The sequence below is a fragment of the Streptomyces herbicida genome (assembly GCF_032656585.1).
Taxonomy (GTDB): domain Bacteria; phylum Actinomycetota; class Actinomycetes; order Streptomycetales; family Streptomycetaceae; genus Streptomyces; species Streptomyces herbicida.
Genome location: NZ_JAUYWJ010000020.1, coordinates 54989 through 80575 on the forward strand (window position 1 = coordinate 54989; position 25587 = coordinate 80575).

Below are 25587 nucleotides of genomic sequence, written 5' to 3' on the forward strand. Positions count from 1 at the left end.
ACGGGGTTGACATGGGAAGACCGGACGAACAGGGCGAAACTCCTGCGCAGTTGAAGAAACGCGCGGACGATCTGCGGGAGTGTGCCCGCCGGGCGCGGACGATTGCCGGGTCGCTCGGGCCGTATCTCGACAATGCGGTGACGCAGGCGGCACCCGCCATCTGGAAGGGCCCGTTCGCCGAGGCCTCCACGGCGACGCTCGGCACCCGCAAGAGCTCGCTGCACTCGATGGCCAGTGATCTGATCACCGACGCCCGGCGGTGGGAGACCGAGGCGAACAACCTCGACGACCAGGCCCGCAAGGCTCAGAGCAACAAGCCTGGCGGGTGAGTCAATGCCTTTCGCCGGCTTCGACATCCCGAAGATCCGCAGTCTCGGGAGCGATCTGAAGACGCTGGGTGACAACGCGGGCAAGCTGCACAGCGACGTCTCCGCGGTGCTGACCCAGGCCCAGGGGCTGCTCGGTGGCAAGCCCGCCACCACGAGCCCCGCCCTCGAACCGCTGGTCGGCAACCCCTTCTCCGGCTCTTTCGGCTGGCTGTTCGGCGGCGGCAACCTGCCGGGATCGCTCGGCCACGAACTGCACGACATGTCCGACTCGATCACGCGTCGCTGCAACCAGCTGGAGAAGTGCAACGAACTCCTCGCCAAGGGCTACGACATCGACCCGGCGCTCGCCTTCGCCGACGAGCGCGCCCCGGACGAGAAGAAGATCAACCAGGCGCTGGCGGACATCGCCGCGCTGGACGGCAAGGACTTCGGCGACGACGGCAACCGTGACGATCTGAACAAGGTCAAGGACGAGCTCAACGGCCTGTCCCCCGCCGAATTCGACGCCTTCCTCGCCAAGGTCCCGGCCGAGGACCTCCGCCGCTACGGCGACCTGGCGAAGAAGACCGACGACAGCGGCATGTGGTGGTGGGAGTCCCACGACGGCATACCCGACGCCCAGTTCCGCGACCACCTGAGCGGGTTGCTGAAAAAGGCCGGACCGACGCACTGGGCCAAGCTGGAGGCGGCCTTCCCGGGAATCCAGCCGGGGTTCGACACCACCGACGCGTGGCTGCAGGGATACAACTCCCAGCTCAACCAGGGCGTGAAGGACATGCACTACGGCATGCCCGGCGACCCGTTGTTCGCCACCCCGGGCAAGGTCGACGCGTCGAGCATCTCGCAGGGTCAGTTCGGGGACTGCTGGTACATCGCATCCCTCACCGCGACGGCGCAGGCGGATCCGAAGTTCATCGCCGAAGGGATCAAGCAGAACCCCAACGGCACGGTGGACGTCCGGATCTGGGACAAGGACGGCAATCAGCACTGGGTCACCGTCACCCCCGACCTCCCGATGGACCAGAACGGGAACCTGGTGTCGGCCCACGGAGCCGGGGAGACCTGGCCCGCGTACTACGAGAAGGCGTTTGCCCTGATGTACGGCGGCGACAAGGGCGGAAGCCCCGACAACCATCCGGGGGACAAGCTCTACGACCGGACCGAGTCCGGTGACTACGGTGCCATCGAGTGGGACTACACCAACATGGCCCCGCCCTATGTGACCGGCCACGACTCCAAGTCGCTCGACAACAACCTCGACGCCATCAAGAAGTCCTTCCAGTCGCATCACCCGGTGATCGTGGCGACCGACTCCGTCGACGCCAAGGACGTACCGAAGGAGTGGAAGAGCAGCTTCGTCAGCCGGCACGTCTTCTACGTCAAGGGATTCACCCCCGACGGCAAGATCATCCTCGGCAACCCCTGGGGTGGCGGCGCTCCGGACGTCGAGGCGACGCCCGAACAGTACGAGAAGTACTTCAACACCCCACAGGAACTGCAGGTGGCAGGATGAGGATCACGAAACTCGGCGGGGCTGTCTGCCTCACGCTGCTGCTGACCGCCTGCGGCACGAACAGCGGACCCGAGGCGTCGGACAGCACAGGCCCTTCGGCGTCGTCCTCGGCACCGGAGCCCGCGCCGGCCGCCGACAAGGGCCCCGAGTGCGACGGCAACAAGGACGCCAAGGGTCTGCACCTCCTGCGGGGCGGCACGACCGCGCTGCCGGGCGGCGGAAAGGTGGCCTACGCCGAGGCGGGCGCCGACGGGAAGCACCGCACCGCGGTGCTCTCCGTGGACGAGGCCAAGCAGACCGTGGCACCGGGGCGCAAGCTCACCCTGAAGGGGCACTCCTACACGGTCGCCCAGATCTGCACCTACCGCGTGGTCCTCACCACGCCGGACCACAGCGGCACGAACCAGGGGGCACACATGGCCAAGTGGCCGACGACGTCCGAGGGCCACTGGCGGCTGCGCTGGCACGTGCCCGACAACGGACCCGAACTGGGAGCCGTCGTGACCGACATCCAGGCCGGTCCGGCCCGGGCCTCGATCAGCGCGACGGATGTGCGCCGGGGGCAGCTCGCCTTCTACGACGACGTACGCATCGGCAGCACCGTCGAGATCGCAGGCAAGCTCTGGAAGGTCGAGACCATCGACACCGGCCACATGAACGTCGGCATGAGCTCGCCGGACTTCAAGGCGGGATACGTGGACCTGCGGCAGCTCGGAGACGCATAGCATTCGCCTCCCGGCGCATCCGTATCACGGCCACTTCAACAACTCGAGAGGGACCCACCGATGGAAGCGCTGGCGTCGGACGACGCCCGGGAGATAGCCGGTTACCGACTCCGTGCCCGGCTCGGCGAGGGTGGGATGGGCGTGGTGTACCTCTCGCACACGCGGGGCGGGCAGCCGGTGGCGCTGAAGGCCGTGCGACGGGAGTACGCCCAGGATCCGGAGTTCCGGAAGCGTTTCACCCAGGAAGTCGCCGCCGCCCGTCGCGTGCAGGGGCCGTACACCGCACCGGTCCTCGACAGCTTCACCGACGGTCCGGAGCCCTGGCTGGCCGTCGGTTACGTCCCGGGCCCCTCGCTCGCGTCGGCCGTTCACCAGCACGGCGTCCTGCCGGTGCGAACGGCACTGCAGCTGACGGCCGGCATCGCCGAGGCCCTCCAGACCATCCATGCGGCCGGGGTCATTCACCGGGACCTGAAACCCTCCAACGTGCTGCTGGCCTCCGACGGACCCCGTGTCATCGACTTCGGCATCGCCCGTGCCGCCGACACGACCGCGCTCACCGGCACGGACGTCCGTCTGGGCACACCCGCCTACATGGCACCCGAACAGGCCGTGGGCGGTGAGGTGACCCCGGCCCTGGACGTCTTCGCTCTCGGCCTGATCACGTACTTCGCCGCGACGGGGCGGCACCCCTTCGGGGACGGGTCCTCGCACGCTCTCCTGTACCGGATCGTCTCCGCCGAACCCGACCTCACCACCTGCCCCGAGGAACTGCGCGGCATCGTCGCCGCCTGCCTCGGCAAGGATCCGGCCGCCCGGCCGACGCCCACCGGGATCATCGAGGCGTGCCACGCCCTGGCCGGGGCCGAAGGCCTGATGCGGCACGAGGGTTGGTGGCTGCCGCAGGCCGTGGTGGAGCAGATCGCGGAGCAGGAGCGGACGATGCGCTTCTACTCCTCCGCTGCGGCCCCGGGCGGCGCGATGCCCCCGCAGGCGCCGCCGGCCCCGGTGCCCACCCGGCCGGGGCTCTCTCCCGAGACCGCCTTCGCGGCGGCCGCGCCCACGCGCCCGGCTCATGCACCGGGCGCGGTCCTCATGGCCGCTGCGCCGACCGCGCCGTCGTACCCAGCGCAGTCCACGCCCCTCGCCGAGCCCGCATCATCGGCCCCGGCTCCCCGGCGTCGTCGTACACCACTGCTCGCCGCGATCGCCGCGGGCGTTCTCGTGATCGGGGGCGGCTCCTTGGCCGCGTACCGACTGCTCGGGGATGACAACGGCACGGACACCTCGTCGGGCCCGTCCGGGGGCGCCAAGTCCGACTCCGCGGAGGGTCAGAACACGAAAGCACGTGGTGCCTCGGCCGACGCAGGGGCTTCCGCCGGTCCGGACGCTCCGAAGACCGAGGCCGGGTGGCAGATCAGCGTCCGGAACAAGAACCTGGTGCTGCGTGCCCCGAAATTCACCGCGACCGCCAAGGACGTCGGATCCGGCACCCTGTGCAGCCCGTCCGACGTCACCACGCTCGATCTCGGAGACCTCTCGGTCTCCCTCAACGACACCTACCTGCCGACCTCCGGACAGTGGCTCACGTACACGGACTGCCCCGACCCCATCAAGGGCAACGGCATCCATCTGGCCGACGAGAGCGGCACCTTCAACGTGACGACGGAACAGCGCCCCACCCCCACCCAGTGCCGGGACACCGCCCGTAAGGCCACGCTCGCCAACCCGATCCCCCTGAGCAGGATCCGCGACGACTCGGTGCTCAAGGCGGGCACCGGTCTGTGCATCGAATCCAGCGAGGGTCCCGTCATCCACCTCTGGATCACCAAGGTCGGCAAGGACCCCTCGAACGACAACCTGCGTACCTACGTGGTCACGGCCACGCAGTGGAAGCCCGAGTGATGTCCGCTCCGGGTCAGCCGACCTCGTTCTTCGCGACCGCCTGCCCGTGCACCACCACGTCCCCGCCGTAGAACATCCCGGTGAACACCGGCTGGTACGTCAACTGCACCTCGACCCGCACCTGCTGGGCGTCGGCCGCCACGCAGTGGGTCGCGGCGATGTCCGCGCCGTTCATGTCCATCTCGCGGGCGAAGGCCTTCACACGGGCGTCGCAGTCCTGGTAGTTGATCGGCGCGGGGCCGCCCTCGTTGTCGTAGAGGGCTTCCTTGTCGATGTCCTGGGCGGCGTAGCGGGCGGCCTGTTCCGCGATGTCGGCGGCGCGTTCACGCTTGGAGATGGACAGGCCGCCGTCGATCACGAAGGCGGCGAGGGAGAGGAAGACCAGGGCGAAGATGATGACCGCGCCCGCGCCGGAGCCGCGGTCGTCCAGCCGCGAGCTGCGGGCCGCCCACCATTCCCGTACGACATCGCGTCTCACGCCGACCTCCGGAACGGATCCAGCGGGGAACTGAAGCTCGCCGTCAGCCGTGTCGGGACGTCCAGGCCCAGCATGGCCAGACCCCGCACCTGGCAGCTCACCTCGACCGTGAAGATGGTGTCGGGTGCGAAGCCCTGGCTGGTCTGGACTACGGACACCGGGCCGGAGCAGACGTCCGACAGGTCCGCCTCGGCAGCCTTGCGCGCCTCCGCCATGGCCGTAGCGTGGTCCTTCTGGATCGAGCCCGCGCGGGCCGCGTCGCGGGCGGCGCCGTCCAGTGCGCCCCGGCCGTCGACCAGCTGGCCGAAGGCCACCAGGACCAGAATGAAGAGGATCATCACCGGGGCGAGGATCACCACCTCCACGGTGGACAGACCCCGATCGTCGCCCACGAGTCGTCCGCGCCAGGAGTCGAGGGACTCGGGGGACACCTAGTTCTCCTCCTTCACGAACCGCTCCACCGGCCCCGAAGACTGCGCGTGCACCGTCAGGTCCAGCCCGGGAAACACCGTCGGCACCCGCGCCGAGATCTCCACGCCCACCGTGTTCTGCTCCGGCTGGAGCATCGCCACGTCCGGGGACAGGACCAGCTGCGGACCGAGTTGGCGGATGTAGGAGTCGACCACGTCCCGCGCCTCGCCGCGCCATGCGCCCGGCTGCTCGTCGGCCATGGCCCGGGCCTTGCGGGCGCCCGCCTGGGCCGCCGCCTGGGCCACGTGGTCGGCGAAGAAGTACAGGGCGAACTGGACGGTCGCGAAGATCATGAAGAAGAGCACGGGAGTGAGCAGCACGAACTCGATCGCGGTCATGCCCGATTCACCGGAGTCGCCGCGCGCGGCTTCCGCCCGGCGGCGCGCCCATCTGCCCACGCCCACAAACAACCCCGTCATCCCCGTCGTCGTACGCCTGATCAGCAGGTCTTGTCCGCGCTGGCGCCCTTGATGCAGTCACCGACCTTGTCGGCGCCGCTCTTCAGCGCTTCGTTGATGATCGCGGCCACCACGCCCACGATCGCCACGACGACCGCGGAGATGATGACCCACTCGACCGCGGAGGCGCCGCGGTCCAGTTCGCCGGAGCGAGCCCGCTCCACGCGGGCCTGGAAGAAGGTGACGAGGAAGTCCACCGCCGGAATACCGGTGCCGAAGTTCCGTCCGTTCATGATGAGTTGTCCTCTCGAAACAGTTCGCGGTCCTGGATAGGGGATCAGGTCAGACCTGGAACACCCGCATCGCCGCCGGGAAGATCAGGAACACCAGGAAGCCTGCGCACAGCAGCAGCTGGGCCACGAGCATCGACTGCGACTTCTCGCCCGCGCTGCCCTCGATCTCGGCGAGTTCGCGGTGGCGCATGGTCTCGGCGCGGGAGGCGAGCGACTCGCGGACCTTGGCGCCGTCGTCCGCGACCAGGGCCAGCGACGCCGACAGGTCCTTCAGCTCCTCGACGCCCAGTTCCTCGCCCAGCGCGCCGAGCGCCTGCCACTGGCTGACACCGGTGATACGAGCGTCGGACAGGGCGTTGCGGATGCGCTGGTTGGCCCAGCCGTCGGAGACCTCGGCCGCGGCCATCAGGGCCTCGGGCAGGCCGCGGCCGCCCGCCAGGCTCATCGACACCAGGTCCAGGTACGCCCCGATCACGCGCCGCAGGTCGCGCCGCTTCTCGGCCGCGTCCCGCCGTACCTCCAGGTCGGGCAGGAAGAAGAACAGCGCCGCGAAGAGCAGGGCCAGCCAGACCGGGATGACCGGGCTGGAGCCGAAGCCCAGCGTCCAGACCACCGCGAACAGGAACGGGCCGAAGAACAGACCGGCGGTGGCCAGCAGCACCTTTGTCGCCAGGAACTTCTCCCAGCTGCGGTCCAGGACGGCCAGGTCCGCCCGCAGCGAGCGCTGTTCCCAGCCCTGCTGGAGGTAGAACTCCGAGACGCGGGCTCCGATTTCGGCGCGCAGCGAGCCGAGACGTCCGGTGTCCTTCGTCTGCCGGGCCGACTCGTACGCCGTTCCGCGCGCTCGCATCGCGTCGATCCGGGCGACCTGCGCGACCGCGCTGCGCTTCGTCGGCATGAAGGCACGGATGAGCCCGTAGACGCCCAGTCCGAAGACCACGCCGACCACGATCGGCATCGTCAGGTTCACCGGCGTACACCTTCCTCCGACTGGAACGGCTGGGGCTGGGGGCCCTGCCCGGCGGGCGTGCGCGGCCGGACGAACTGCACCGAGGACTCGTCCCGGATCAGGAAGCGCTCGGGCGTCTCGATCGTCGACAGCTTGCGCAGCCACCAGAAGCCGAGTGCGAACAGGGCGCAGACCAGGGCGAGTACGAGCTGGCCGACCGCGGTGCCGTACGGCGCCACGAAGTCGCGGTTGAAGACGGCGAGGCCGAGGACGAAGGCGATCGAGACGGCGACCACGATCTGCACCGAGCGGCGGGTCGATGCCCGCTGGGCCATCACGCGCTGGCGCATGTCGACTTCCTCGCGGGCCGACTTGGCCAGGGCGCCCAGGACTTGGCGCAGACCCGGGCCGCGGAGGCGGGCGTTGAGGATCAGCGCGGCCACGATGATGTCCGCGGACGCGTCGTCGATCTCGTCGGCGAGCATCTGGAGCGCGTCGGGCAGCGGGGTGCGGGCGCGCAGCTTGTCGACGAGGGCGTCGAGGTGGGGCCGGAGGACGGGGGCCGCGGCACGGGCGGAGGCCGGGATGGCCTGCTCCAGGCCGACGGCACCGGCGATCGTGTCGCGCAGCGATTCCGTCCAGGAGGCGAGGGCCTCCACGCGGCGCATGGCGGCCCGCTCCTCGGCGGCGCCGCCGAAGAGGCGGTCCCAGAAGAAGACGAGCACACCGGCCGCGATGCCGGCCACCGCCCAGCGGGTGAGCAGCAGGACGGCGAGTCCGACGATGGCGGCGAGCGAGCCGCGCCGGCCGGCGAACCGGATCAGCTCGGCGGCCCGTTCGTTGGCCTTCTGCTTCTCGTGCTCGGGTTTGGCGGGCAGTCCGCGGATCGCGATCATCAGCAGCGCGAGTCCGCCGCCGACGGCGACTCCGCTGCCGATCGAGTACAGGACCTCGGTGGAGAAGAGGCCGCCCATGGAGCCGAGCGAGCCGAGAGCCTCGTAGGTGGGCGCTGGGTACGTCATGCCGGTCACCCCCACGCCCCGTGCGGCTGGTAGCCGTAGGCCATCAGGTCCTCCAGGCAGGCTATGGGTGCATGCGGTACGACCCGTCCGTCGGGGGCCTCCGCGAACACCTCGCTGGACAGCACGCGCCCGTCGACGCCGTTGACCTCGCGGACGGAGGTCACCATGCGCTGGAGGCGGCCGCCCGTCTGGTAGTTGTTGCGCCGCTGGATGAAGACGACGAAGTTCACCGCGCCCGCGATCAGCATCTGGCTGGCCTCGATGGGCAGCCGCTCCGACGCCTGCAGCGCGTACGTGGAAATACGGTTGAAGACCTCGCTGGAGCTGTTGGCGTGGATCGTGGACAGCGAGCCGTCGTTGCCCTGCGACATCGCGTTGAGCATGGTCACGATCTCGTCGCCGAGGACCTCACCGACGATGACCCGGGAGGGGTTCATACGCAGCGAGCGGCGCACCAGCTCCGCCATCGAAATGGCTCCCTGCCCCTCGGAGTTGGGCAGCCGTTCTTCGAAGGCGACGACGTTCGGGTGCAGGTCGTGGAAGGTGTCGAGCCCGAGCTCCAGGGCGCGCTCGACGGTGATGAGGCGCTCGTGCGGCGGGATCTCGTTGGCGAGGGCGCGCAGCAGCGTCGTCTTGCCGGCGTTGGTGGCGCCCGCGATCATGATGTTCTTGCGGGCGCGGACCGCGCAGGCCATGAAGTGCGCGACCTCGGGCGTCACCGTCCCGTTGCCGACGAGGTCGGAGATGAAGACCTTGCCCATGCGCGCGCGACGGATGGACAGCGCGGGCCGCCGGGCCACGTCCATGACGGCCGAGAGCCGGGAGCCGTCGGGCAGCCGCAGGTCGAGCTGGGGGTTGGCGGAGTCGAAGGGACGCGACGAGAGTCCGGAGTAGGCGCCGAGCACCTGGATGAGCTCGATCAGCTCCTCGTCGGTCTCGGCGACGGGGTCCCCCTTCGCCTCCCGCCCGTCGGAGTACCCGACGAATACCTGGTCGCAGCCGTTGATGTCGATGTTCTCGACATCGGCGTTGTCCAGCAGGGGCTGGAGCCGGCCCACACCGAAGAGCGCCGCGTGCACGGCGGCCGCGTACTGCTCCTCGGTCTCCGCGTCGAGGGGGGTGCGGCCCGCGTTGATCTCGGTGCGGGCGTACTCCTCCAGGATCTGGGCGATGACCGCGCGGGCGTACTGCCGCTCGTCCTCGGTGGACATCGGCGAGACGCCGCCCACTTGGTCGAGGCGGCGCTGCTCGGCGATGCGGTCGCCGGCCTCCTGCCGGAACCGCTTGACCAACTGGTGGTCGACAGCGGTCATCGCCCGGCCCCCGCGTGGCCCTGATCGGTCTGCTGCGTCCGGGGCGCGTGGTTGGCCTGGTGTGCCTGGTTCGCCTGGGCGGCCGCGGCCCAGGCGGCGCCGTACTGCTGGTACAGATCCGCGGTGACCTTGCGGGCCGAGCGGATGAGCAGGGACTTGTCGAGGCGCCCGCGCTTGCGTCCGGCCAGCTGTTCGGCGCCGGCCGGGTCGTCCGCGATGGTGCCGACCACGCGGGCGCCGGTCTGGGCGTGCACCAGCATGTCGTTGACCTGGTTGACGAGCTTGCCGGAGCTGCCCGGGTCGGTGATCAGGACGACGCCGATCAGCGGGGTGGCCAGGGCGGCGGCGCCGCGCGGTCCGCCGTGCAGCTTCGTGGAGAGGGCGGCGGCCCGGTCCCGGACGCGGGCGAGCGCCTCGGGCTCCGTGCGGGAGACGAGCAGCACGAGGGCGGCGTGCGGGAACAGCTCGACGGCCGGGGTGTCCCCGCTGATCCGTCCGCAGTCGGCGATGACGTCGGCGGGCGCGTTCGGGGAGTCGGCCAGGGAGGAGAAGGCGTGGCCGAGGGTGGGCCAGAGCCCGGCGAGGCCGGTGGCCTGCTCGGCGATCCCGAGACCGACGAGGACTTCGAGTCCGCCGCTCAACGGCTGGACGTGGTCCCAGAGTTGGTCGGGCACGAGGCCGCGGCGGGCGGTCGCCGCTATGGACAGCATGCCGATGTTCGGGTTGAGCCGGCCGCCGTGCGCGGCGGCACTGCGGTAAACCAGGTCGCCGCCCGCCGGATCGGTCTCGGCGAGCAGCGAGCGACGCGGCCAGACCGCCGCCAGGGCGACGGCCGTGGTGGTGACGCCGGGGGAACCCTTGTCGGCGGCGATTGCGATGAGCGCCATGGGGTGGGAGCCGCCTTCTAGTTGCCGTTGCCGGGAACGCGCACGAGGGCGACCGCGCCGGCGGACGCGGCTCGCGCGACGGCGGCGGCCTGGGACTGGTCGACGAGCACGGTCACCGAGAGGTTGCCGGTGCTCACGGTGGCGTCGCTGTCCGCGGCGACCTTGTAGACCTTCGCACCCTCGACGAGTGCGGACCCGCCGGCGGTGGTGCCGGAGGAGCCGGAGGAACCGGTCTTGTCGGAGCCGGAGTTGCTGGTGTCCACGTTGTAGACGGACACGACATCACCGGACTTGATGTCGGCCGGGTACTGGCCCTCCTTGAGGGCGACACCCACGGCGGCCTTGCCGGCGGGCAGGCTGCTGCCCTCGGCGAACATCTGCCCCATGACGACCGTGTTGGGGTAGATCGTGGACTTGGCCTTGAGGGTCTTGAGGGTGGCCAGCTGGGACCACTTGACGTAGTTGAGGTTGTCATCGGCGGCGACCATCACGGAGGTCACGTTGTCGCCGACGGACTCACCGGCCTCGATCTGCTTCGTCACCTTGACGACCTCGATCCGGTCACCGGCACGCAGCACGAGCGTCGTGGCGCCGAGCGCACCGAGCAGGATCAGCAGCACGGCCAGCGCGGCAAGTGCCGGTTTGCGCTCGCGAGGCGGCGTGGGAAGGCGGTCACCGACCGACGGCTGAGCCGGAGCGGCGGAACGACCGGCGCCCGCCCCCGTACGCTCTTGGATCTTCACGCAACCGCTCCCCGTACACCCAAGAAAATGTCTGCCAAGTTCCCTGCAAAAGCGGACACTTCACCCCCGAATGCCCGCGCACGACGGCACGGGACACACTGGACGCACCGCCCGACCTGGCCGAATACCGATGGCCGGGGTGAGTGTCAAGCGATCGCACCGTATCAGCCGCACATAAGCCCCTCAAGGCGCGTTGAGGTTCCCGGGCCCCGGGGGTCGCACAGTTAAACACGTGCAACTACGGTAGTTCGGTTCCCGGTTGAGCGCCGGGATGAGAGCACGCTGGTCACTGTGCGCGCGCGAATGCGTTGCCCCTTCGGCATCTTGTCCGTCCCACCGCGTTCGTCACTTGGTGGCCACGATGTCTGCACGAACCACTCACGAAGCCGGGAAACCGGACGTGCCACGATCCGGAACTCCTCGACGCCACTCCCCGGCCATCCCGAATGACCATCCGCGTCCACACAGTCACGTCGGACGGCACGACCATCCAGGACCGCGGCGAGGTCCGCACCTGGACGGGCAGCCACATCGACCCCATCCCGCAGACCGCGGCGTTCCCGCCCTGCGCATGTCCTAGGTACCGGAACCCGCAGTAGCGACACAAAGGCCCCCATAGCAACACCGGGCCCTGGACGTCTGGACGTGCGTTCGGGGCTCGTCGCCCACCCGGACACGATCAGGACACAGAGCGCTCCCGCAAGGGCCGGTACGTTCCGAATTATCCATCCTCTCAGGGGAGTTCGCACTGGCGAAACCGAGAAACTCACCGATACTGTCAAGTCACTTGAATGGACATTTGTCTCACGGGGAGTTCACTGTGAAGCGCCGTACTTTGCCCGTTGCTACCGCGCTCGCCGCGACCGTAGCCCTGCTGTTGACCGCCTGCGGGAGCGGGGATGACAAAGCCGGGGACAACGACAAGATCGCCGGCGCCGACCAGGGAACGAAGACGCCGACGGCTTCGGCATCCGCTTCAGGAGCACCGGCAGAGGACAAGCCGGACGGCGTGGACGTGTCCCTGCCCAAGGACATGGACCTGACCATGGTCTTCGACTGGGACAAGCCGAAGGACAAGAACGAGGCGGCGGCGATGGAGGACGCTGCAAACTTCCTCCGCGCCATCTACCGGGGCATCGACAAGCGCACGACCAAGGACGCGGCCCTGACCGCGTACGCCACCGGTGACGGGCTCCACTACGCGCAGGTGCAGATCAACGACTGGATCAAGGGCGGCTGGACGGCGACCGGCACGGAGCGCCACTACGACGTCAGCACCCGGTCCACCACGAACGACCAGGCTGTGGAAGTGGCGTTCTGTGTGGACTCGACCAAGTTCTATGGCAAGGAGATCAAGACGGGGAAGGTCCTGAAGACCAAGCCCAGTCTCGCGGACTTCGACTACTTCAAGATCGTCATGGCCAAGCTCCCCACAGCCGATGACCTGTGGCAGGCGTCCAAGGTGTACGTCCAGACTAAGGCGGCGAAGTGCCAGTGAGCGAATCGCGACGCATACTGCTCGGCGCCGGGGCCGTGACTCTGGCCCTCAGCGTCCTCGTCCTTGCGGAACCGGCCTACGCGGCAGGGCCGACGGGCAAGGACAGGGGCGCCGACACAGAGCAGTCGGGCGGCGGGGACTCGACCGGCATCTACGCCGCTGCCAAGATCCAGTACTCCGGCGCCGTCACCAAGGACGGCAGCACCGGAAACGTGACTTCCTCCGACGTCAACTGGACGCCGCCGCCCTGCTGGTACGCCCCTTACCTCGGCGCCAAGGACTTCAAGAAGAAGATGTCCGAGCAGATCGAGAGCGCCAAGAACACGCCCGGTATGGGCGGCACCGCAGGCGCGGCGATCGGCGAGATGCAGCGCCACTACGAGGACGAGTACGGCTGGACCGACACTCCCGGCTACAAGGACTACAACGTCGAGAAGGACGGCGAGGGGATGTTCTGGGCCGCTGTCGAGAATCCCGACGAACCCGACGTACTCAAGCGAAGCTCGTGCAACGACCTCCCCTTCTGGGTCGACAACGGCGAAGCCCCACCGGCCCAGTACGAAGAGGCCGTCACTCCGGAGATCCTCGCCGCCCTCGCGTACCAGCGCATGCAACTGCCCGACACCAAGGTGACCCTCGCGCCCGAGGCCACCACCAAGGTGAACCTGCCGACATGGGCCTGGCTCGACAAGGCCGTCTTCGACGAAGTCCAGGCCACGGCGGCCATCAACGTCCCCGGCTTCAACATCCAGGCCACGACCACCGCCAAACCGGTGTCCCTCAAGCTGAAGCCGGGCACCGAGAACGCCGAGACCTACCCGGCCTCCGGCGAGTGCGCGATCAACGCCGACGGCTCCATCGGCGAGCCCTACGCCAAGGGCAAGTCCGACGAGACTCCGCCCTGCGGCCTTAAATACCTCCGCTCCTCGGGCAATGGGACCTTCAAGCTCCAGGCCACCATCACCTGGGAAATCAGCTGGACCGGCACCGGCGGCGCCGGCGGCGACCTCCCCAACGGCACCTTCGGCACCACCCAGGACATCACGGTCCAGGAAATCCAAGCCGTCAACCGCTGACAGACCGATTGGTAAGGGCATGGGAACCGACGGCGACAAGCCAAAGGTGGACAATCCGGAGCGGGAGCGGCTACAGAAACTCAAGCTGCAACTCGAGAAGGAGCAGGGTGACTTCGTGGACGCCTTCAAGAGGGCGGCCACGGACATCGGCAAAGGAGGCCGGGACTCCTCGAAATCCTGGGTCGGCAAAAACGCTGACAAATGGCACGACGATGCGGCCGGTCACCGTAAGACGCTACGTAATCGCATCACCAAGGTCCTTGAGGATATCCAGCACGAAATCGATGGCATGCCGAAGAAAGTGACACAAGAGGAAGCCAATTCGATGAACCGCAACAGACGTCTGTACTGACCGCTCCAAGAGCAGTGGATCCAACACGAGGGGAACGGGGAGGGCATGCGCCCGGACGACGGGGGAAGCAGCAAGGGAGTCTTCTCGGGGATTGACCCCGACAAGTTCAAGGGCACCATCGACTCCGTACGGCGGGACCAGGAGACGCTTCAGGACCGGGCGTCCTAATACAAGGCACAGCTCGCCTACTACGGCCTGGGTGCCCAGGAACTCTCCGATGTCCTACGCGTGGCGTCCTGGGCGCAGGACGAGTTGCCCATGCTGAAGCGCCGTTACCACCTGGCCCTGAACATGGACAACGTCCCGTACGCCGGCGCCAAAGGCATGGTCCAGATCAACGAAGCGCAGGCGAGCCGAGCCGCCAACGCCGCCGCGGCCAAGGCCGCCAAGCGTGCCACGGAGCTCGGGAAGAAGGACCCGGAGGACCTGAGCCCCGAGGAGTTCGACGAGCTGAACGAACTCTTCGCCCAGAACTACGACGAATACCCCTTCGCGGAGAAGGTGGTAGGAGCTCTCGGAGCGCGGAAGACGCTGCAACTCTGGGATGAGATGAGCAATCTCGACAGGCCTGCCGGATACGGCGAGACCTCCGACTTCGCGCGTGCCGACGACCTCGACGAGATGCAGAAGAACCTGAGTCTCACCGTGGCGGCGGCCACCAACTCCGATTCGCCGGCGATGCAGAAGTGGAAGAAGGACATGGTCGCGATCGGTGACAAACCGATCCGAGACCCGGGTCCGGCCCCGCACGGCGACTCCGGCGGCCCCGAGGGCTTCATCGTCATGAGCAACCTCATGCGGTACGGCGACTACGACGACAAGTTCCTCGTGGATTACGGAACGGCGCTCGTCAAAGAGGACAAACGGGTGCTGGAGGGCTCAGACCAGCCCTACGGTTCCGGCTGGGGCACCACGAGCACGGTCAACCACCTCGGCAACGACGAGGGCAACGACCCTCTCACCGGCTACATGAAGGCACTCGCCAACAGCCCTGACGCGGCAACCAAGTTCTTCACCGCGAAGCAGAAGGGTGACGACGGCAAGGCGGAATCCAACTTCAAGTACCTCTTCGAAGACCGCAAGTGGCCGGACGACAGCAAGTCTGGCAAGGAGAGCGTGACCGGCCTCAATTCGATGGGCCTTGCTCTGGAGGCTGCCACCACCGGCCACCGCCCGGGCGAACAGGCCACGGCCGAGGACATCAAACACTCGAAAGAACAGGCCGAGTTGTTCAGTGCCCTGGTGAAGTCGGTGTCCGAGGACCAGGACCGCCTCCTCGACCACGCGTTCCTGTCGGACAGCTTCGCTAACATCTCGGCCGAGTACATGCCGGATCTGCAACGCGCCCTGGATCCAGATGCCATGTACCGGGACAAGCTCTACCCGACTTCAGGGGCCGCAGCTCGGATTGACAGGTACGACGCCGCACGGTTCCTGCATGCAGTGGCCCGTAACAAAGAGGGGTACGACAGGCTCAACGTCTCCCAACATATTTACGCTGCCGCACTGATGGAGGCACAAAAGAAACACCCAGATTTCTATCCGCAAAACACCGACGCCACCATCGATAAAATCGCCTATGAAACCGGCCTCTTTCAGGGTGTCGTCGGTGACGGCCAGCACTTCCAGGCCGACAAGAACGACGCTGATTCGAACACACGAGACGGCGCGTGGAAGGAACACGCAAGTCTTTGGGGAGGCTCTTTGGTCGGCAGCGCCACATCTATTGCGATGGAGCCATTCACTGGCCCAGCGGGCGTCTATGCAGGCGGCTTGGCCGGTACGGCTGCGGGTGAGATATTCAACGGCATCCTCGACGGTTTCGATGGCGATGGGTCGGAAGAGAAGGCTCAAGTCTACAAGAATGTAAAGCGCCTGGATCAGATCGAACAGTCAGCCATCCTGACGACCCAAGAGTCTGTCAAGGCCGCCACCGGTGACGCGGCAGCCGCGTCCAGAGCCGGCGACCAGGCAGGAAAGGGATTCGGCGATGCCAGTGACCTGATAGAGCGCAGCAGAGCTGCTGAGTAATCCTCCAGCCAGTGCGAGAGCGATTAGGTGATCGACCTTGACGGAACCAACTAAACGCGGACTTCTACGAAACCCGTACATCTACGGCGTGGCGGCCGCCATTGCGGCCGGTGCTGTGCTGGCAGCCTATTTCCTCGGCGCTTTCGAAAAGCGCGGACACATCCAGGCCGACGATGTCTGCCTGCATGTTCCCAATCGACAGCAGGCCGCCGAGATCTTCAACTCCGTGCTGCCCGACGCTTCCGAATATCACTTCACCGAAACGTGGAGGCCTGATCGGGACTGGGAGTTCAGGAGCGTGTGCACAGTCAAAGGTGATGGCGATAAGTCCCTCTTCCTTCTGACAGCCGAGATGGGATCCGCAAGGCCCTGGCAGCAGTGGGCCGAGACAGAAATCCCGCCGAACTCCGGGGGAAAGATCACCTACTTCGACGCCGGCCTCAAGGGCGCCTCCAATACGGAGGTGGCTGCGATCTGGGTTCCCTGCTATTCCAGCGAGAAGGAGAGTAAGCAGCCCTGGAGCATGACCGTAATGGCCGATGCCCTGAAACCACTTGAGGTCTCGGACAAGGAAGCACGCCAGCAGCTCATCGACCTGGCGATGTCCTTCGCCCGCCAAGCCCACAAAGACGCGAAATGCGACCTCCCATCCCAACTGCCGGCCTGAGAACGGGGCGTCATGTGACGACGCCGTGAAAGTCAAGGAGATTCCCGGCGGCAATCGCGAGGTCCGCGCACTCTTCGCAGCGGGCGGAGACACTGCGCGAGTGTGCGCGGGATGCCCGGTCCATAGCGCGTCGGCTCGGGCCGTATCTCGAAGCGGCGAGAGGGCGAACACCCCGTTGCAACCCTGCGGCCAATCAGGTTGGAGTGCCGGCCCTCGAAGGCCGCAAGGCCGCGAGGCGACCCCCGGCTGAGCCGGATAGCCTGTGCGGGCATGTCAACGTGGCAGTGCTACGGGTCCTCAGGAAGGAACACGGTCGATGCGGGTGTCCGTCACGGTGGTCCGGCAGGGCATGGATCCACAGGACGTCATTCTTGACTTCGGTGAGGACGCGAGAGTTGCCGAGGTGGCCAAGGCGTTGGCGCCGACGGCGACTCCGGTCACCGCCGTCGCCGCCGGGTTGGCACGGGTTACGTACGACCCGCGGCTCGACGGCACGGCGGCGCAGACCACGGCCGGCCTGTGGGCCGACGGCCGACACTGCGTATCCGACGCGCGCGCGAGCGACATACTCCGTGACGGCATGCGCATATCCGTCGACGACAGCGTGGGTCCGTTCCTGCGGGCGGGCGAGCCGTCGGGGCGCTACGAACTGCGCGTCACCGGAGGGCCCGGCGCCGGCCGGGTCGCCCGGCTGGCCGCGGGTGTGACGACGATCGGCTCGGCGCAGACCAGCACCATCGCCCTCTCCGACCCTCGTCTTCCCCAAGAGGCACTGCGCGTGAGCCTCGCCGTCGACGGCCGCGTCACCCTGACTCCGGGACAAGCCGGCACGGAGGTACTCCTCGACGGCGAACCCGTCCTCGGGCAACGCGAGTGGCCGCTGGGCGCGCTGGTGCGCTGCGGCGGTTCCCTGCTGGTCCTCGACGACCCGGTCGAGCCCGACGCGCACCTGGCCCCGATGGGAGAAGGCGGGCTCGCCTACAACCGCCCGCCCCGGCTGACGTCGTTGCCGCCGCGGGCGCGGCTGGTGGTTCCGGATCAACCCCGCAAGGCGGAGCGCCACCGCTTCCAGCTGATCGCCTCCGTCACACCGCTGATCTTCGGCGTGGTCATGTACCTCATGACCAAGCAGGTGTACACACTGCTGTTCTGCCTGATGAGTCCGGTGATGATGGCGGGCGAATGGGTCAGCCAGAACCGCGACGGCAAGAAGAAGCACCGCACGTCGGTCAAGGAGTACAAGGCGCAGAAGGCCAAGTACGAGGAGGAGTTGGCGAGCCTCACCGCCGCGGACCAGCGGGCGCGGCGCAGCGCCTACCCGGACCCCGCCTCCCTCCTGCTGTTCGCGACGGGACCGCGGCGCCGCCTGTGGGAGCGCCGGCTCACCGACCCGGACGCCCTCGTCCTGCGCGTCGGCGTGGCGGACCTCCCGGCGAACATCGAACTCGTCGCCGGCCCCGGCCGGGGAACGGACGACGGGCCCCCCGCGCCACCGCTCGTCCAGGATGTGCCGGTACCGCTGCCGTTCACGGAGCTGGGCGTGGTCGGCCTGGCCGGGGCCCGGCCCCAGACCTTGGCGGGCGCCCGCTGGTTCGCCGCCCAGGCCGCCGTCCTGCACAGCCCACGCGATCTGTCCCTGGTCGTGCTCTCCTCGGCCCCGGACGCCGACGCCGCGTGGGGCTGGGTGCACTGGCTGCCGCACGCCGCACCGCAGACCGGCCAGGACTGTGTCGCCTTGGTCGGCTCGGACGCCGAGACCATCGGCAAGCGCGTCACCGAGCTGCTCAACGAGCTGAACCGGCGCAAGGAGGCCGCCTCGGCGGGCCCGTCGGGCCGGCTGCGGCCCGACCCCTACGTACTGATCGTCCTGGACGGTGCGCGGCTCCTTCGCCGCGTCCCCGGCGTCCCGCAGCTCCTCCAGGAGGGCCCGCTGCACGGGATGTTCGCGCTGTGCGTCGACGAGGACGAGCGGCTGCTGCCCGAGGAGTGCCGGGCGGCGATCTGCTGGCCGGTGGGCTCGGTGGACCATGTGGTGCTGCGCGGCGCGGGGCTGGACGCCCTGGGCGAGGTGCTGGCCGACCAGGTCCCCCACGCCTGGTGCGAGCTGCTGGCGCGGTCGCTGGCTCCGGTGCGCGACGTCAGCCGCGACGACGCGGACAGCGCGCTGCCGTCGGCGGCTCGCCTGCTGAGCCTGCTGCAGATGCCCGATCCGACGGGCACCGACATCGAGCGGATCTGGCGGTCCGGAGGTGCCACGACCCGCTTCCCGGTCGGCGTCGGCGCTGAAGGAACCTTCTTCCTCGACCTCCGGCTGGACGGACCCCACGGGCTCGTCGCCGGCACCACCGGCGCCGGCAAGTCCGAACTGCTGCAGACGCTCATCACCTCGCTGGCCGTCCACAACCGGCCCGACGCCCTGAACTTCGTCCTGATCGACTACAAGGGCGGCGCCGCCTTCCAGGACTGCTCCCGGCTGCCGCACACCGTCGGCATGGTCAGCGACCTCGACGCACACCTGACGGAGCGCGCCCTGGCCTCGCTCGCGGCCGAACTGCGGCGGCGCGAGGAGATCCTCCTGGACGCGGGCGCGAAGGACATCGAGGACTACGCCGACACCCGGCGGCTGCGGCCCGAGCTGGAGCCGATGCCCCGCCTGGTCATCATCATCGACGAGTTCGCCTCGCTGGTGGCCGAACTGCCGGACTTCGTCGCCGGTCTCGTCGACATCGCCCGCCGTGGCCGCAGCCTGGGCGTGCACCTCATCCTCGCCACCCAGCGTCCCGCGGGCGTCGTCAGCCAGGACATCCGTGCCAACACCAACCTGCGCATCGCGCTGCGGGTGACCAACCGGGACGAGTCCGCGGACGTCATCGACGCCCCGGACGCCGGGGGCATCGCGAAGTCGACGCCGGGTCGGATGTACGTACGGTCGGGCGCGAACGCGCTGATGGCCGTCCAGTCGGCCCGCATCGGTGGCCGACGCCCCGGTACGTCCTCGGCGCCGACCGTCGGTCTCCTCCCGCTGCCCTGGAGCGCCATCGGCCGCCCGCTGCCCAGGCGGGCCGACGACGGGGACGACGGCACCATGGTGACGGACCTCGCGGTGCTGGTCGACGCCATCGCCGAGGGCTCACAGCGCATGGGCTTCGGCGCGCCGCACAGCCCCTGGCTGCCCCCGCTGCCCGAACACGTCACGGTCGCCGACCTGTACCAGGAGACCCGCCCCGCACACGGCGACGTGGCCCCGGCGGTCTTCGGCGTCATCGACGTCCCGGCCCGGCAGGCGCGCTCCCCGCTCGACCTGGACCTGGTGGACGGCGAGCACCTGCTGATCATCGGCGGCCCCCGCTCCGGCCGTTCCACCGCACTGCGTACGATCGCGGCCTCCCTGGCCACGACCACGAGCCCGGCCGACGTCCATCTGTACGGCATCGACTGCGGTGCCAACGTCCTGCTCCCCCTCACCCGGCTGCCGCACTGCGGAGGCATCATCACCCGCGACGAGACCGAGCGCCTCGTCCGTCTGCTGGGCCGCCTCCAGGCCGAGGTCACCCGGCGCCAGCAGCTCCTGGCCCATATCGGCGTCTCCAGCGTGGCGGAGCAGCGGGCCTCGGCCCAGGGCGCGGACCGGCTGCCGTACATGGTTCTCCTCCTCGACGGCTGGGAGGGCTACGTCTCCACCTTCGAGGGCTACGACTACGGGAAGCTGATCGAGGCCGTCACCCGGCTGTTCCGCGAGGGCCCGGCGGTGGGTCTGCGCGTGGTGATGACCACGGACCGTACCGGCATGTCCGGCGCCATGACGACCTCCTTCGGCGAACGTCTGATCCTGCGGCTCACCGACCCGAACGACTACGGCATGGTCGGCATCAACCCGCGTTCCGTACCAAAGGACATGCCGCCCGGGCGCGCCCTGCGCCTGACCGACGACGGCGTGCAGGAGTGCCAGCTCGCCCTGCTCGCCGCCGACCCCGCGGGCAAGGCCCAGGTGGAGGCGCTGCAGGGGATCGCGACGGAGGCCGCTCGGCTCCACCCCCGCCCCCCGCGCCCGCTCCGCCCGATGCGGGTGGACGCCCTGCCCGTACGCTGCACGGTCCGCGAAGCCCTCGCCCTGAACCCCGAGTTCGCGCCCGCCTCGGACCTGTGGGCCCTCGTCGGCGTCGGCGGCGACGAACTCGGGCCGCTCGGCGCCGACCTGTCCGAGTCCGGGCCGGGCTTCGTCGTCGCGGGACCGCCGAAGTCGGGCCGGTCGAGCACCCTGATCGCGATGGCACGCTCGATGACGCGGGCCGGCCTGCCCGTGGTGCTGATCACCCCGAAGCGCTCCCCGCTGAAGGAACTGGAAGGCGAACCCGGCGTCCTCGGCGTCCTCCCCGGCGACGCCGGCCAGCAGGACCTCACCGACCTCCTGGCCCGGACGCAGGGCGGCCGGTACGCGGTCCTCGCCGACGACGCGGAACTCCTCTACGACACCCCGCTGGACTCCGCCCTGGAAGAGGTCGTCCGCAGCGGACTCGACGGCGACCACGCCGTCATCGCGGCGGGTTCGGCCGAGTCCCTCGGCTCCCAGTACCGCGGCTTCGTCGTAGAGGCCCGCCGCAACCGCCACGGCCTGCTCCTGGCGCCCACCGCGGACGCCGGGGAGCAGCTCTTCGGCGTCCGCCTGCCCCGCACGTCCTCCGCCGGCCCCGCAGGCCGGGGGGTGCTGATCCAAGGAGGCGCGGTCACGCAGGTGCAGGCCGTGATCGACGACTGAGAGCGCAGCAGGGACCGGAAGCGGCTCGGCTTGCCCGGGTGAGGGACTACTGATCGAACGGGGGCGGTGTGCATGCTGATCGCTCAGCCGTTGCCACCCAATGTGCACGTAGGACCCATCTCGACCGGGCCCGCCTGGGCCCTGCTCGGGGCCGGCGCGGTGATCGTCCTGACGGCCGGCGTGGCGGCCGCGCTGTCACGCCGGGAGCCTGATGCCAAACGCCTGACCAACTGGCTGTTCGGGCTCGGAATGATCATGTGCGTCGTGGGCGGACTCGTGCTGCTCGGCGAAGCGTTCGAGGACCAGAAGACCAGCGACGGACTGCACGCGGCCGGTCGCCGGATCATCGACGAGGCACTGGACTCGGCCCGCAGCTGCGACCCCAGCGCCCCGCAGCCGACCTTCGTCTATCCCAGCGAACCAGGGTCCGGCGGCGCGGCCACGTACGTTCCGACGCCCTGCAGCACCTCGCCGCGGGACGTCACGCCGGACACGTCGGTGACGACCTCCGACGGCGTGTACGAGGCGCAGGCGGCGGACTCCTTCGACACCAACGGGCACGTGACCGTGACCGACTCGGACAGCGGCAAGAAGGTCTGCGCCACCATCCCGGACACGGCGGCCGGCACGGGCTCGGTTACCGACGGCCCGTGCCGGGACTAGCCGACCCCTACGCTCCCCCGCCCGTCCGCTTGCGGTCCATGTCCGCCTGGTCCTTCTGGGCCTTGGTGATCAGCCGCTGCTCCTCCGGAGGGTAGGAGTCGAACAACGTGCCCAAGGCCCCCATACGGCCCTGGAAGTCGTTGCCCCACTTGTCGGCGGCGGAGCCGACCCAGGTGTCGCAGCCGATGAGGTTGTTGACGGCCTTGATGGCAGCGCGGATGTTCGAGACGGACGCCTCGATCTTGTTCATGTCCTGGCGGCAGATATAGCCGAGCTTGTCTTCGTCAGGTACGCCCATCGATGGTCCCCGTTACTTGGTGCCGATTTGGAGGAGGTAGTGCTCGTTGCCGCCGAGCAGGAGCTTGCCTTCCCCGTATGTGATGGACGAGGGCAGGCCACACGGCAGCTTCTTGGCGTCCACCGGGTGCTTCAAGTCACAGTTCGCGTCCCGATAGTTCCCGTGCGCGTCGTACGCGGCGCGTGCCACCAGGTCCGCTCGTCCGCCGTGAAGGTGGAGGACGTACGTCCCGTTGTGGTCCGCGGTGTCGACATAGATGCCGTCTGCGCCGTCAGCGGTGAGTGCGGAAACCTTCAAATCGGCAGGTCGCCCCTTCATGCCCACGACGGACCGGGGCAGTGCGACGGGAGCGGACGTTCCATCGGTGTGGATGGCCATGATGTCCGCGATGCGCGAGTACTCGGTCGAATCGGCCGGGCGGCTGACCACGTAGACGATGCCGTTGTGGTCGACGGCCGCAGTGGGGTGGGACTCCAGTCCTCGACTCTTCCGGTCGGCCGCTGGAACCTCGTACACACGAGTGAGACGACCTTTGGCCAGCGACCAGACCACATCTCCGTCGAGCACGATCAGCGATCCGTCGGGACGGACCCCGATGGGTGCGACGGCGTTGTCCCCGAACCTGAAGCCCACGGCACTGGTCGACTTCGGAACTGGCGCCGTGCTGGACCGCACCTTGCCGGGGTCGCCCGCCAGCACGCTGACCTGCTGGTCCCGGTCGTACTTCTGGATCGCGTGGTCCCTGCCGAAGATCAGGGAGCCGTCCGGCAGCGCGACCAGTCCGGAGGAGTTGTCGGTCAGGTTGGTCCGCAACGACTCCATCGTGCGGTCGCCCTTGATGCGCTGGATACCGTCGAGCAGCACATAGGCTGTGCCGTCCGAGGCAATGGTCAATCCGTCCAGATCGCCGTCGAATTGGCGGCCGGGCGGACCGGAGGGCTCATCGTGAAGCAGGACTGCCGCCTGCCCCTTGCCCGGCGCCTTCCAACCACCGTCACCGCCGTCGTCGCAAGCGGTGGCCCCGGCGAGCAGGCTGACGGCGGCAAGGAGCAGAAGGCCACGGCGGGCACGGCCGGCGTCGCGAGTCGCCGACACCGACGCCGACGCGTCGGATGCCGGCACCTGCGACACCTCGCTGTTCTTATTCGGAGCCACGCTTGAAGCCGTCCCTCATGTCGTCATCGAAGTTGTCGAGCAGCCCACCCTGCTGCTTCTTGATGTCCACCCACCACTGGTTGAAGTCGGTGCGGTCGCGGTCGTTGCGGAACGTGATGTTGCCGTCCGCCCACTCCGGGTGATCGTGCGGCGGCTGGATCTTGCCGGCGCGGACCAGGCCCTGGACGAGGGGTACGTGCATGGAGGTGGCGTCGTTGAACATGATGCTCTTGGAGCCGGCCTCGACATTGGCGGCGTTGTTCGTCGAGAACTTGCTGTCGGCGTACGGAATACCGGCCCAGATCGCCGCCTGGATCCAGTTCTGGGTGAGCTGCGTCGTCGGGTTCGGGATGGCGGCGGCACCGCTGGCGATGATGTTGAACCAGAGCAGTTCCTTGGTGTGCGCCGCATCCGTCAGGGCTGCCGCGTCCAGGTTGACCTGCTTGCCGGCGGCGGACACCTCGCCGCGCAGCTCGGCCAAGTTCTTCAGATACGTGTCGGCGTCCGCGTTGTTCAGGCCCTGCTGCGCCGTCAGGCTGATCTGAGCGTTGATCGCCTGGACCACGTTTCCGGCCTCGTCGTGGTTCTGCATGATCTCACTGAGGAAGTCCTCGGCGTGCTGACGATCCATGACGATCCGGCCGTCCTTCGCGTCAGCCGCCTGATTCGAGATGCCCGTCGAGTTCGCGAAGTCCGGTACGTAGGCCTGGAAGACCGTCGACAGTGCCTGCGTGATGCCCTTGTTGACCGGGTACTGCGACTTGTCGTAGTCGTTCTTGTTCTTTTCCTTGGCGTACTCGGCGGCACCCGCGTTGATCAGGTTGGCGGCCGCCTCCGCCGACTCCTTGGCGTGGTGCTGCCGGTCCAGGGTCGCCAAACGGATGACGGAAGCGGGGAACTTGGCGTCGTCGAAGGAGTACGGGCCGGGGGTGGCCCACTTGTCGCTGACGAGAGCGGCGGCGTGGTTCGCGCCGTCCGGCCCGGTGAGCACCAAGCGCGACGCGTCCGCGTTCTGGCTGAGGCGCTGCATGAGGGCGAGGGACGGGTCGTTGGCGTCAATGGCGGCGATCTTCGCGTCGACGCCTTTGCTGCCCTTGAGGTAGTCGACACTGAGACCGAGGGACTTGTACCAGTAGTCGTCCTTGCCCTCGACGTATCCGCCATAGCCCCCGGAGCGCAGGTCGGGTGCGACATAGTCGGGCCGCATCGGGTTCTTCTGGCGCCAGTCGAGCATCGCGCCGCCGACCGCGGACAGGACGTGGGGGTCCCACTTGTCGCCGTCCGGGCCGTACTTGAAGAGCATGCCGACGGACCACATGTCGCCGCCGTCCGGCTTCGTCAGCTTGTCGAGGTAGTTCGGCGGAAGAGTGATCTTGCCGTCCTTGGCGAGGCTGGTTGCCGCCTGCACGCCCTGGCCGAACTGCGCAACGATCCCCTCGGACTCCTTCGACAGCACCACGCCGTCATGCGTGCCGTCCTGCTCGTGCAGGACGCGTGCGGCGCGGGCGGCCTGGTCCATGCCGCCGTTCGCCATGAATGCCTGGAGGTACGACGGGTCGTCCTGGTGATCGGCCAGCGACTGGGCGACCTCCGCGATCGTCGCACGTGACGACGGATCCTTCGGATTGTCCATCGCCTGCTTGAGGTTCTGCGCCTCCTGCTGCGCCTCGTAGGTCGTGTTGATCTGCGAGACGTCCCAGGGGATGTTGATGAAGTCCTTGTGGGGGTCGTTCGGGTCGACGAACCGCTGACCGTGCAGCAGGTTCAGCGCCTCGTCGGCCCGCTTGGCCATGTCCCGGGCGTCGTCCTGAACCTGCGTCACCTGCCGTGCAAGGGCTGACTGGTTGATCGTCCCGCCCCACTCGTCGAACAACTTCCGGATGTTCGGCGCCTCACGTGCCAGCGTGTCCGCCAGGTCCTTGAGCTTGTTGGCCAGCAGACGCACCCGATGCGGGTCGACCCCCGCGAACTCAGACATGCCGTTTCTCCCCGTTCAAGACTGCCCAGTGGTTCAGCGAGGGGACTTCGTGGCACACCCACCACACGACGGGCGAGTTGAACTCCG

General features: G+C 68.4%; 24 protein-coding genes. 12 read left to right on the forward strand and 12 right to left on the reverse strand.

All coding sequences use genetic code 11. From position 1 onward, the window contains the following. The first annotated feature begins 11 nt into the window (after positions 1 to 11). Genes Q8A52_RS34565 through Q8A52_RS34580 form a run of 4 tightly spaced genes read left to right on the forward strand, consistent with a single transcriptional unit; the run spans position 12 to position 4472 of the window. Positions 12 to 329, forward strand: coding sequence for a hypothetical protein (locus tag Q8A52_RS34565; protein ID WP_316758715.1), 318 nt, complete (start codon positions 12 to 14; stop codon positions 327 to 329). 4 nt (positions 330 to 333) lie between these two features. Further along, on the forward strand, positions 334 to 1842 hold the full coding sequence (locus tag Q8A52_RS34570; protein WP_316758717.1) for a C2 family cysteine protease: 1509 nt from the start codon (positions 334 to 336) through the stop codon (positions 1840 to 1842). Next, on the forward strand, positions 1839 to 2567 hold the full coding sequence (locus tag Q8A52_RS34575; RefSeq protein ID WP_316758718.1) for a hypothetical protein: 729 nt from the start codon (positions 1839 to 1841) through the stop codon (positions 2565 to 2567). Before Q8A52_RS34570 ends, Q8A52_RS34575 begins: the two co-directional genes overlap by 4 nt. 60 nt (positions 2568 to 2627) lie before the next feature. Then, a complete protein-coding gene (locus Q8A52_RS34580) occupies positions 2628 to 4472 on the forward strand; it encodes a serine/threonine-protein kinase (RefSeq protein WP_316758720.1) in 1845 nt (614 codons plus the stop codon). Between the two features lie 13 nt (positions 4473 to 4485). Here the strand turns inward: Q8A52_RS34580 and Q8A52_RS34585 are convergent, their stop codons facing one another. The 9 genes from Q8A52_RS34585 to Q8A52_RS34625 are packed head-to-tail and all read right to left on the reverse strand — an operon-like array spanning position 4486 to position 11026. Then, on the reverse strand, positions 4486 to 4950 hold the full coding sequence (locus tag Q8A52_RS34585) for a TadE/TadG family type IV pilus assembly protein (RefSeq protein WP_316758722.1): 465 nt from the start codon (positions 4948 to 4950) through the stop codon (positions 4486 to 4488). Beyond that, a complete protein-coding gene (locus Q8A52_RS34590) occupies positions 4947 to 5381 on the reverse strand; it encodes a TadE/TadG family type IV pilus assembly protein (protein WP_316758724.1) in 435 nt (144 codons plus the stop codon). The genes Q8A52_RS34585 and Q8A52_RS34590 overlap by 4 nt, the downstream gene beginning before the upstream one ends. After that, positions 5382 to 5840, reverse strand: coding sequence for a TadE family protein (locus Q8A52_RS34595; RefSeq protein ID WP_408649304.1), 459 nt, complete (start codon positions 5838 to 5840; stop codon positions 5382 to 5384). Between the two features lie 20 nt (positions 5841 to 5860). Next, complete coding sequence (locus tag Q8A52_RS34600) at positions 5861 to 6112, reverse strand: hypothetical protein (RefSeq protein ID WP_263211399.1); 252 nt, start codon at positions 6110 to 6112, stop codon at positions 5861 to 5863. Between the two features lie 49 nt (positions 6113 to 6161). Further along, on the reverse strand, positions 6162 to 7082 hold the full coding sequence (locus Q8A52_RS34605; RefSeq protein WP_316758728.1) for a type II secretion system F family protein: 921 nt from the start codon (positions 7080 to 7082) through the stop codon (positions 6162 to 6164). Next, positions 7079 to 8083, reverse strand: coding sequence for a type II secretion system F family protein (locus Q8A52_RS34610; RefSeq protein ID WP_408649305.1), 1005 nt, complete (start codon positions 8081 to 8083; stop codon positions 7079 to 7081). Before Q8A52_RS34610 ends, Q8A52_RS34605 begins: the two co-directional genes overlap by 4 nt. A gap of 5 nt (positions 8084 to 8088) precedes the next feature. Beyond that, on the reverse strand, positions 8089 to 9396 hold the full coding sequence (locus tag Q8A52_RS34615; RefSeq protein ID WP_316758730.1) for a CpaF family protein: 1308 nt from the start codon (positions 9394 to 9396) through the stop codon (positions 8089 to 8091). Then, positions 9393 to 10283, reverse strand: coding sequence for a hypothetical protein (locus Q8A52_RS34620; RefSeq protein ID WP_316758732.1), 891 nt, complete (start codon positions 10281 to 10283; stop codon positions 9393 to 9395). Before Q8A52_RS34620 ends, Q8A52_RS34615 begins: the two co-directional genes overlap by 4 nt. Positions 10284 to 10300: 17 nt before the next feature. Then, the gene (locus tag Q8A52_RS34625; protein WP_316758734.1) at positions 10301 to 11026 is read right to left on the reverse strand and encodes a hypothetical protein; all 726 of its coding nucleotides are present in this window, start codon (positions 11024 to 11026) and stop codon (positions 10301 to 10303) included. Between the two features lie 820 nt (positions 11027 to 11846). Between Q8A52_RS34625 and Q8A52_RS34630 the strand changes: the two genes are divergently transcribed. From Q8A52_RS34630 to Q8A52_RS34665, 8 genes are all read left to right on the forward strand, one after another. After that, positions 11847 to 12524: a hypothetical protein gene (locus Q8A52_RS34630; protein ID WP_316758736.1), complete on the forward strand. Its 678-nt coding sequence runs from the start codon at positions 11847 to 11849 to the stop codon at positions 12522 to 12524. Continuing rightward, positions 12515 to 13600 carry a hypothetical protein gene (locus Q8A52_RS34635; RefSeq protein WP_316758738.1) on the forward strand — a complete coding sequence of 362 codons (1086 nt, stop codon included), beginning with the start codon at positions 12515 to 12517 and terminating at the stop codon, positions 13598 to 13600. The genes Q8A52_RS34630 and Q8A52_RS34635 overlap by 10 nt, the downstream gene beginning before the upstream one ends. A 19-nt stretch (positions 13601 to 13619) precedes the next feature. Next, a complete protein-coding gene (locus Q8A52_RS34640; RefSeq protein WP_316758740.1) occupies positions 13620 to 13952 on the forward strand; it encodes a hypothetical protein in 333 nt (110 codons plus the stop codon). 45 nt (positions 13953 to 13997) lie between these two features. Then, positions 13998 to 14120, forward strand: coding sequence for a hypothetical protein (locus tag Q8A52_RS34645; protein ID WP_316758742.1), 123 nt, complete (start codon positions 13998 to 14000; stop codon positions 14118 to 14120). A gap of 90 nt (positions 14121 to 14210) precedes the next feature. Next, positions 14211 to 15983, forward strand: coding sequence for a DUF6571 family protein (locus Q8A52_RS34650; protein ID WP_316758744.1), 1773 nt, complete (start codon positions 14211 to 14213; stop codon positions 15981 to 15983). A gap of 88 nt (positions 15984 to 16071) precedes the next feature. After that, positions 16072 to 16650, forward strand: coding sequence for a hypothetical protein (locus Q8A52_RS34655; protein WP_316758746.1), 579 nt, complete (start codon positions 16072 to 16074; stop codon positions 16648 to 16650). Positions 16651 to 16966: 316 nt separating this feature from the next. Further along, positions 16967 to 21406 (forward strand): FtsK/SpoIIIE domain-containing protein, encoded by a 4440-nt coding sequence (locus tag Q8A52_RS34660; RefSeq protein ID WP_316758748.1) that lies wholly within the window; start codon positions 16967 to 16969, stop codon positions 21404 to 21406. 72 nt (positions 21407 to 21478) lie between these two features. Continuing rightward, on the forward strand, positions 21479 to 22069 hold the full coding sequence (locus tag Q8A52_RS34665; protein ID WP_316758750.1) for a hypothetical protein: 591 nt from the start codon (positions 21479 to 21481) through the stop codon (positions 22067 to 22069). A gap of 7 nt (positions 22070 to 22076) precedes the next feature. On the opposite strand, the gene Q8A52_RS34670 is transcribed toward Q8A52_RS34665, so the two are convergent. The 3 genes from Q8A52_RS34670 to Q8A52_RS34680 are packed head-to-tail and all read right to left on the reverse strand — an operon-like array spanning position 22077 to position 25500. Beyond that, on the reverse strand, positions 22077 to 22367 hold the full coding sequence (locus Q8A52_RS34670) for a hypothetical protein (protein WP_316758752.1): 291 nt from the start codon (positions 22365 to 22367) through the stop codon (positions 22077 to 22079). A gap of 12 nt (positions 22368 to 22379) precedes the next feature. Next, positions 22380 to 23489, reverse strand: coding sequence for a hypothetical protein (locus Q8A52_RS34675; protein WP_316758754.1), 1110 nt, complete (start codon positions 23487 to 23489; stop codon positions 22380 to 22382). 19 nt (positions 23490 to 23508) lie between these two features. After that, positions 23509 to 25500 (reverse strand): hypothetical protein, encoded by a 1992-nt coding sequence (locus Q8A52_RS34680; RefSeq protein WP_316758756.1) that lies wholly within the window; start codon positions 25498 to 25500, stop codon positions 23509 to 23511. Between the last annotated feature and the right edge of the window lie 87 nt (positions 25501 to 25587).

What these genes read in the sequence shown, in the direction of transcription:
- Q8A52_RS34620 (WP_316758732.1), bottom strand. Translation starts at nt 10,283, where the DNA reads ATGGCGCTCATCGCAATCGCCGCCGACAAGGGTTCCCCCGGCGTCACC.
- Q8A52_RS34610 (WP_408649305.1), bottom strand. Translation starts at nt 8,083, where the DNA reads ATGACGTACCCAGCGCCCACCTACGAGGCTCTCGGCTCGCTCGGCTCC.
- Q8A52_RS34570 (WP_316758717.1), top strand. Translation starts at nt 334, where the DNA reads ATGCCTTTCGCCGGCTTCGACATCCCGAAGATCCGCAGTCTCGGGAGC.
- Q8A52_RS34615 (WP_316758730.1), bottom strand. Translation starts at nt 9,396, where the DNA reads ATGACCGCTGTCGACCACCAGTTGGTCAAGCGGTTCCGGCAGGAGGCC.
- Q8A52_RS34595 (WP_408649304.1), bottom strand. Translation starts at nt 5,840, where the DNA reads ATGACGGGGTTGTTTGTGGGCGTGGGCAGATGGGCGCGCCGCCGGGCG.
- Q8A52_RS34660 (WP_316758748.1), top strand. Translation starts at nt 16,967, where the DNA reads ATGCGGGTGTCCGTCACGGTGGTCCGGCAGGGCATGGATCCACAGGAC.
- Q8A52_RS34640 (WP_316758740.1), top strand. Translation starts at nt 13,620, where the DNA reads ATGGGAACCGACGGCGACAAGCCAAAGGTGGACAATCCGGAGCGGGAG.
- Q8A52_RS34565 (WP_316758715.1), top strand. Translation starts at nt 12, where the DNA reads ATGGGAAGACCGGACGAACAGGGCGAAACTCCTGCGCAGTTGAAGAAA.
- Q8A52_RS34670 (WP_316758752.1), bottom strand. Translation starts at nt 22,367, where the DNA reads ATGGGCGTACCTGACGAAGACAAGCTCGGCTATATCTGCCGCCAGGAC.
- Q8A52_RS34650 (WP_316758744.1), top strand. Translation starts at nt 14,211, where the DNA reads ATGCTGAAGCGCCGTTACCACCTGGCCCTGAACATGGACAACGTCCCG.
- Q8A52_RS34665 (WP_316758750.1), top strand. Translation starts at nt 21,479, where the DNA reads ATGCTGATCGCTCAGCCGTTGCCACCCAATGTGCACGTAGGACCCATC.
- Q8A52_RS34680 (WP_316758756.1), bottom strand. Translation starts at nt 25,500, where the DNA reads ATGTCTGAGTTCGCGGGGGTCGACCCGCATCGGGTGCGTCTGCTGGCC.
- Q8A52_RS34645 (WP_316758742.1), top strand. Translation starts at nt 13,998, where the DNA reads ATGCGCCCGGACGACGGGGGAAGCAGCAAGGGAGTCTTCTCGGGGATT.
- Q8A52_RS34575 (WP_316758718.1), top strand. Translation starts at nt 1,839, where the DNA reads ATGAGGATCACGAAACTCGGCGGGGCTGTCTGCCTCACGCTGCTGCTG.
- Q8A52_RS34580 (WP_316758720.1), top strand. Translation starts at nt 2,628, where the DNA reads ATGGAAGCGCTGGCGTCGGACGACGCCCGGGAGATAGCCGGTTACCGA.
- Q8A52_RS34600 (WP_263211399.1), bottom strand. Translation starts at nt 6,112, where the DNA reads ATGAACGGACGGAACTTCGGCACCGGTATTCCGGCGGTGGACTTCCTC.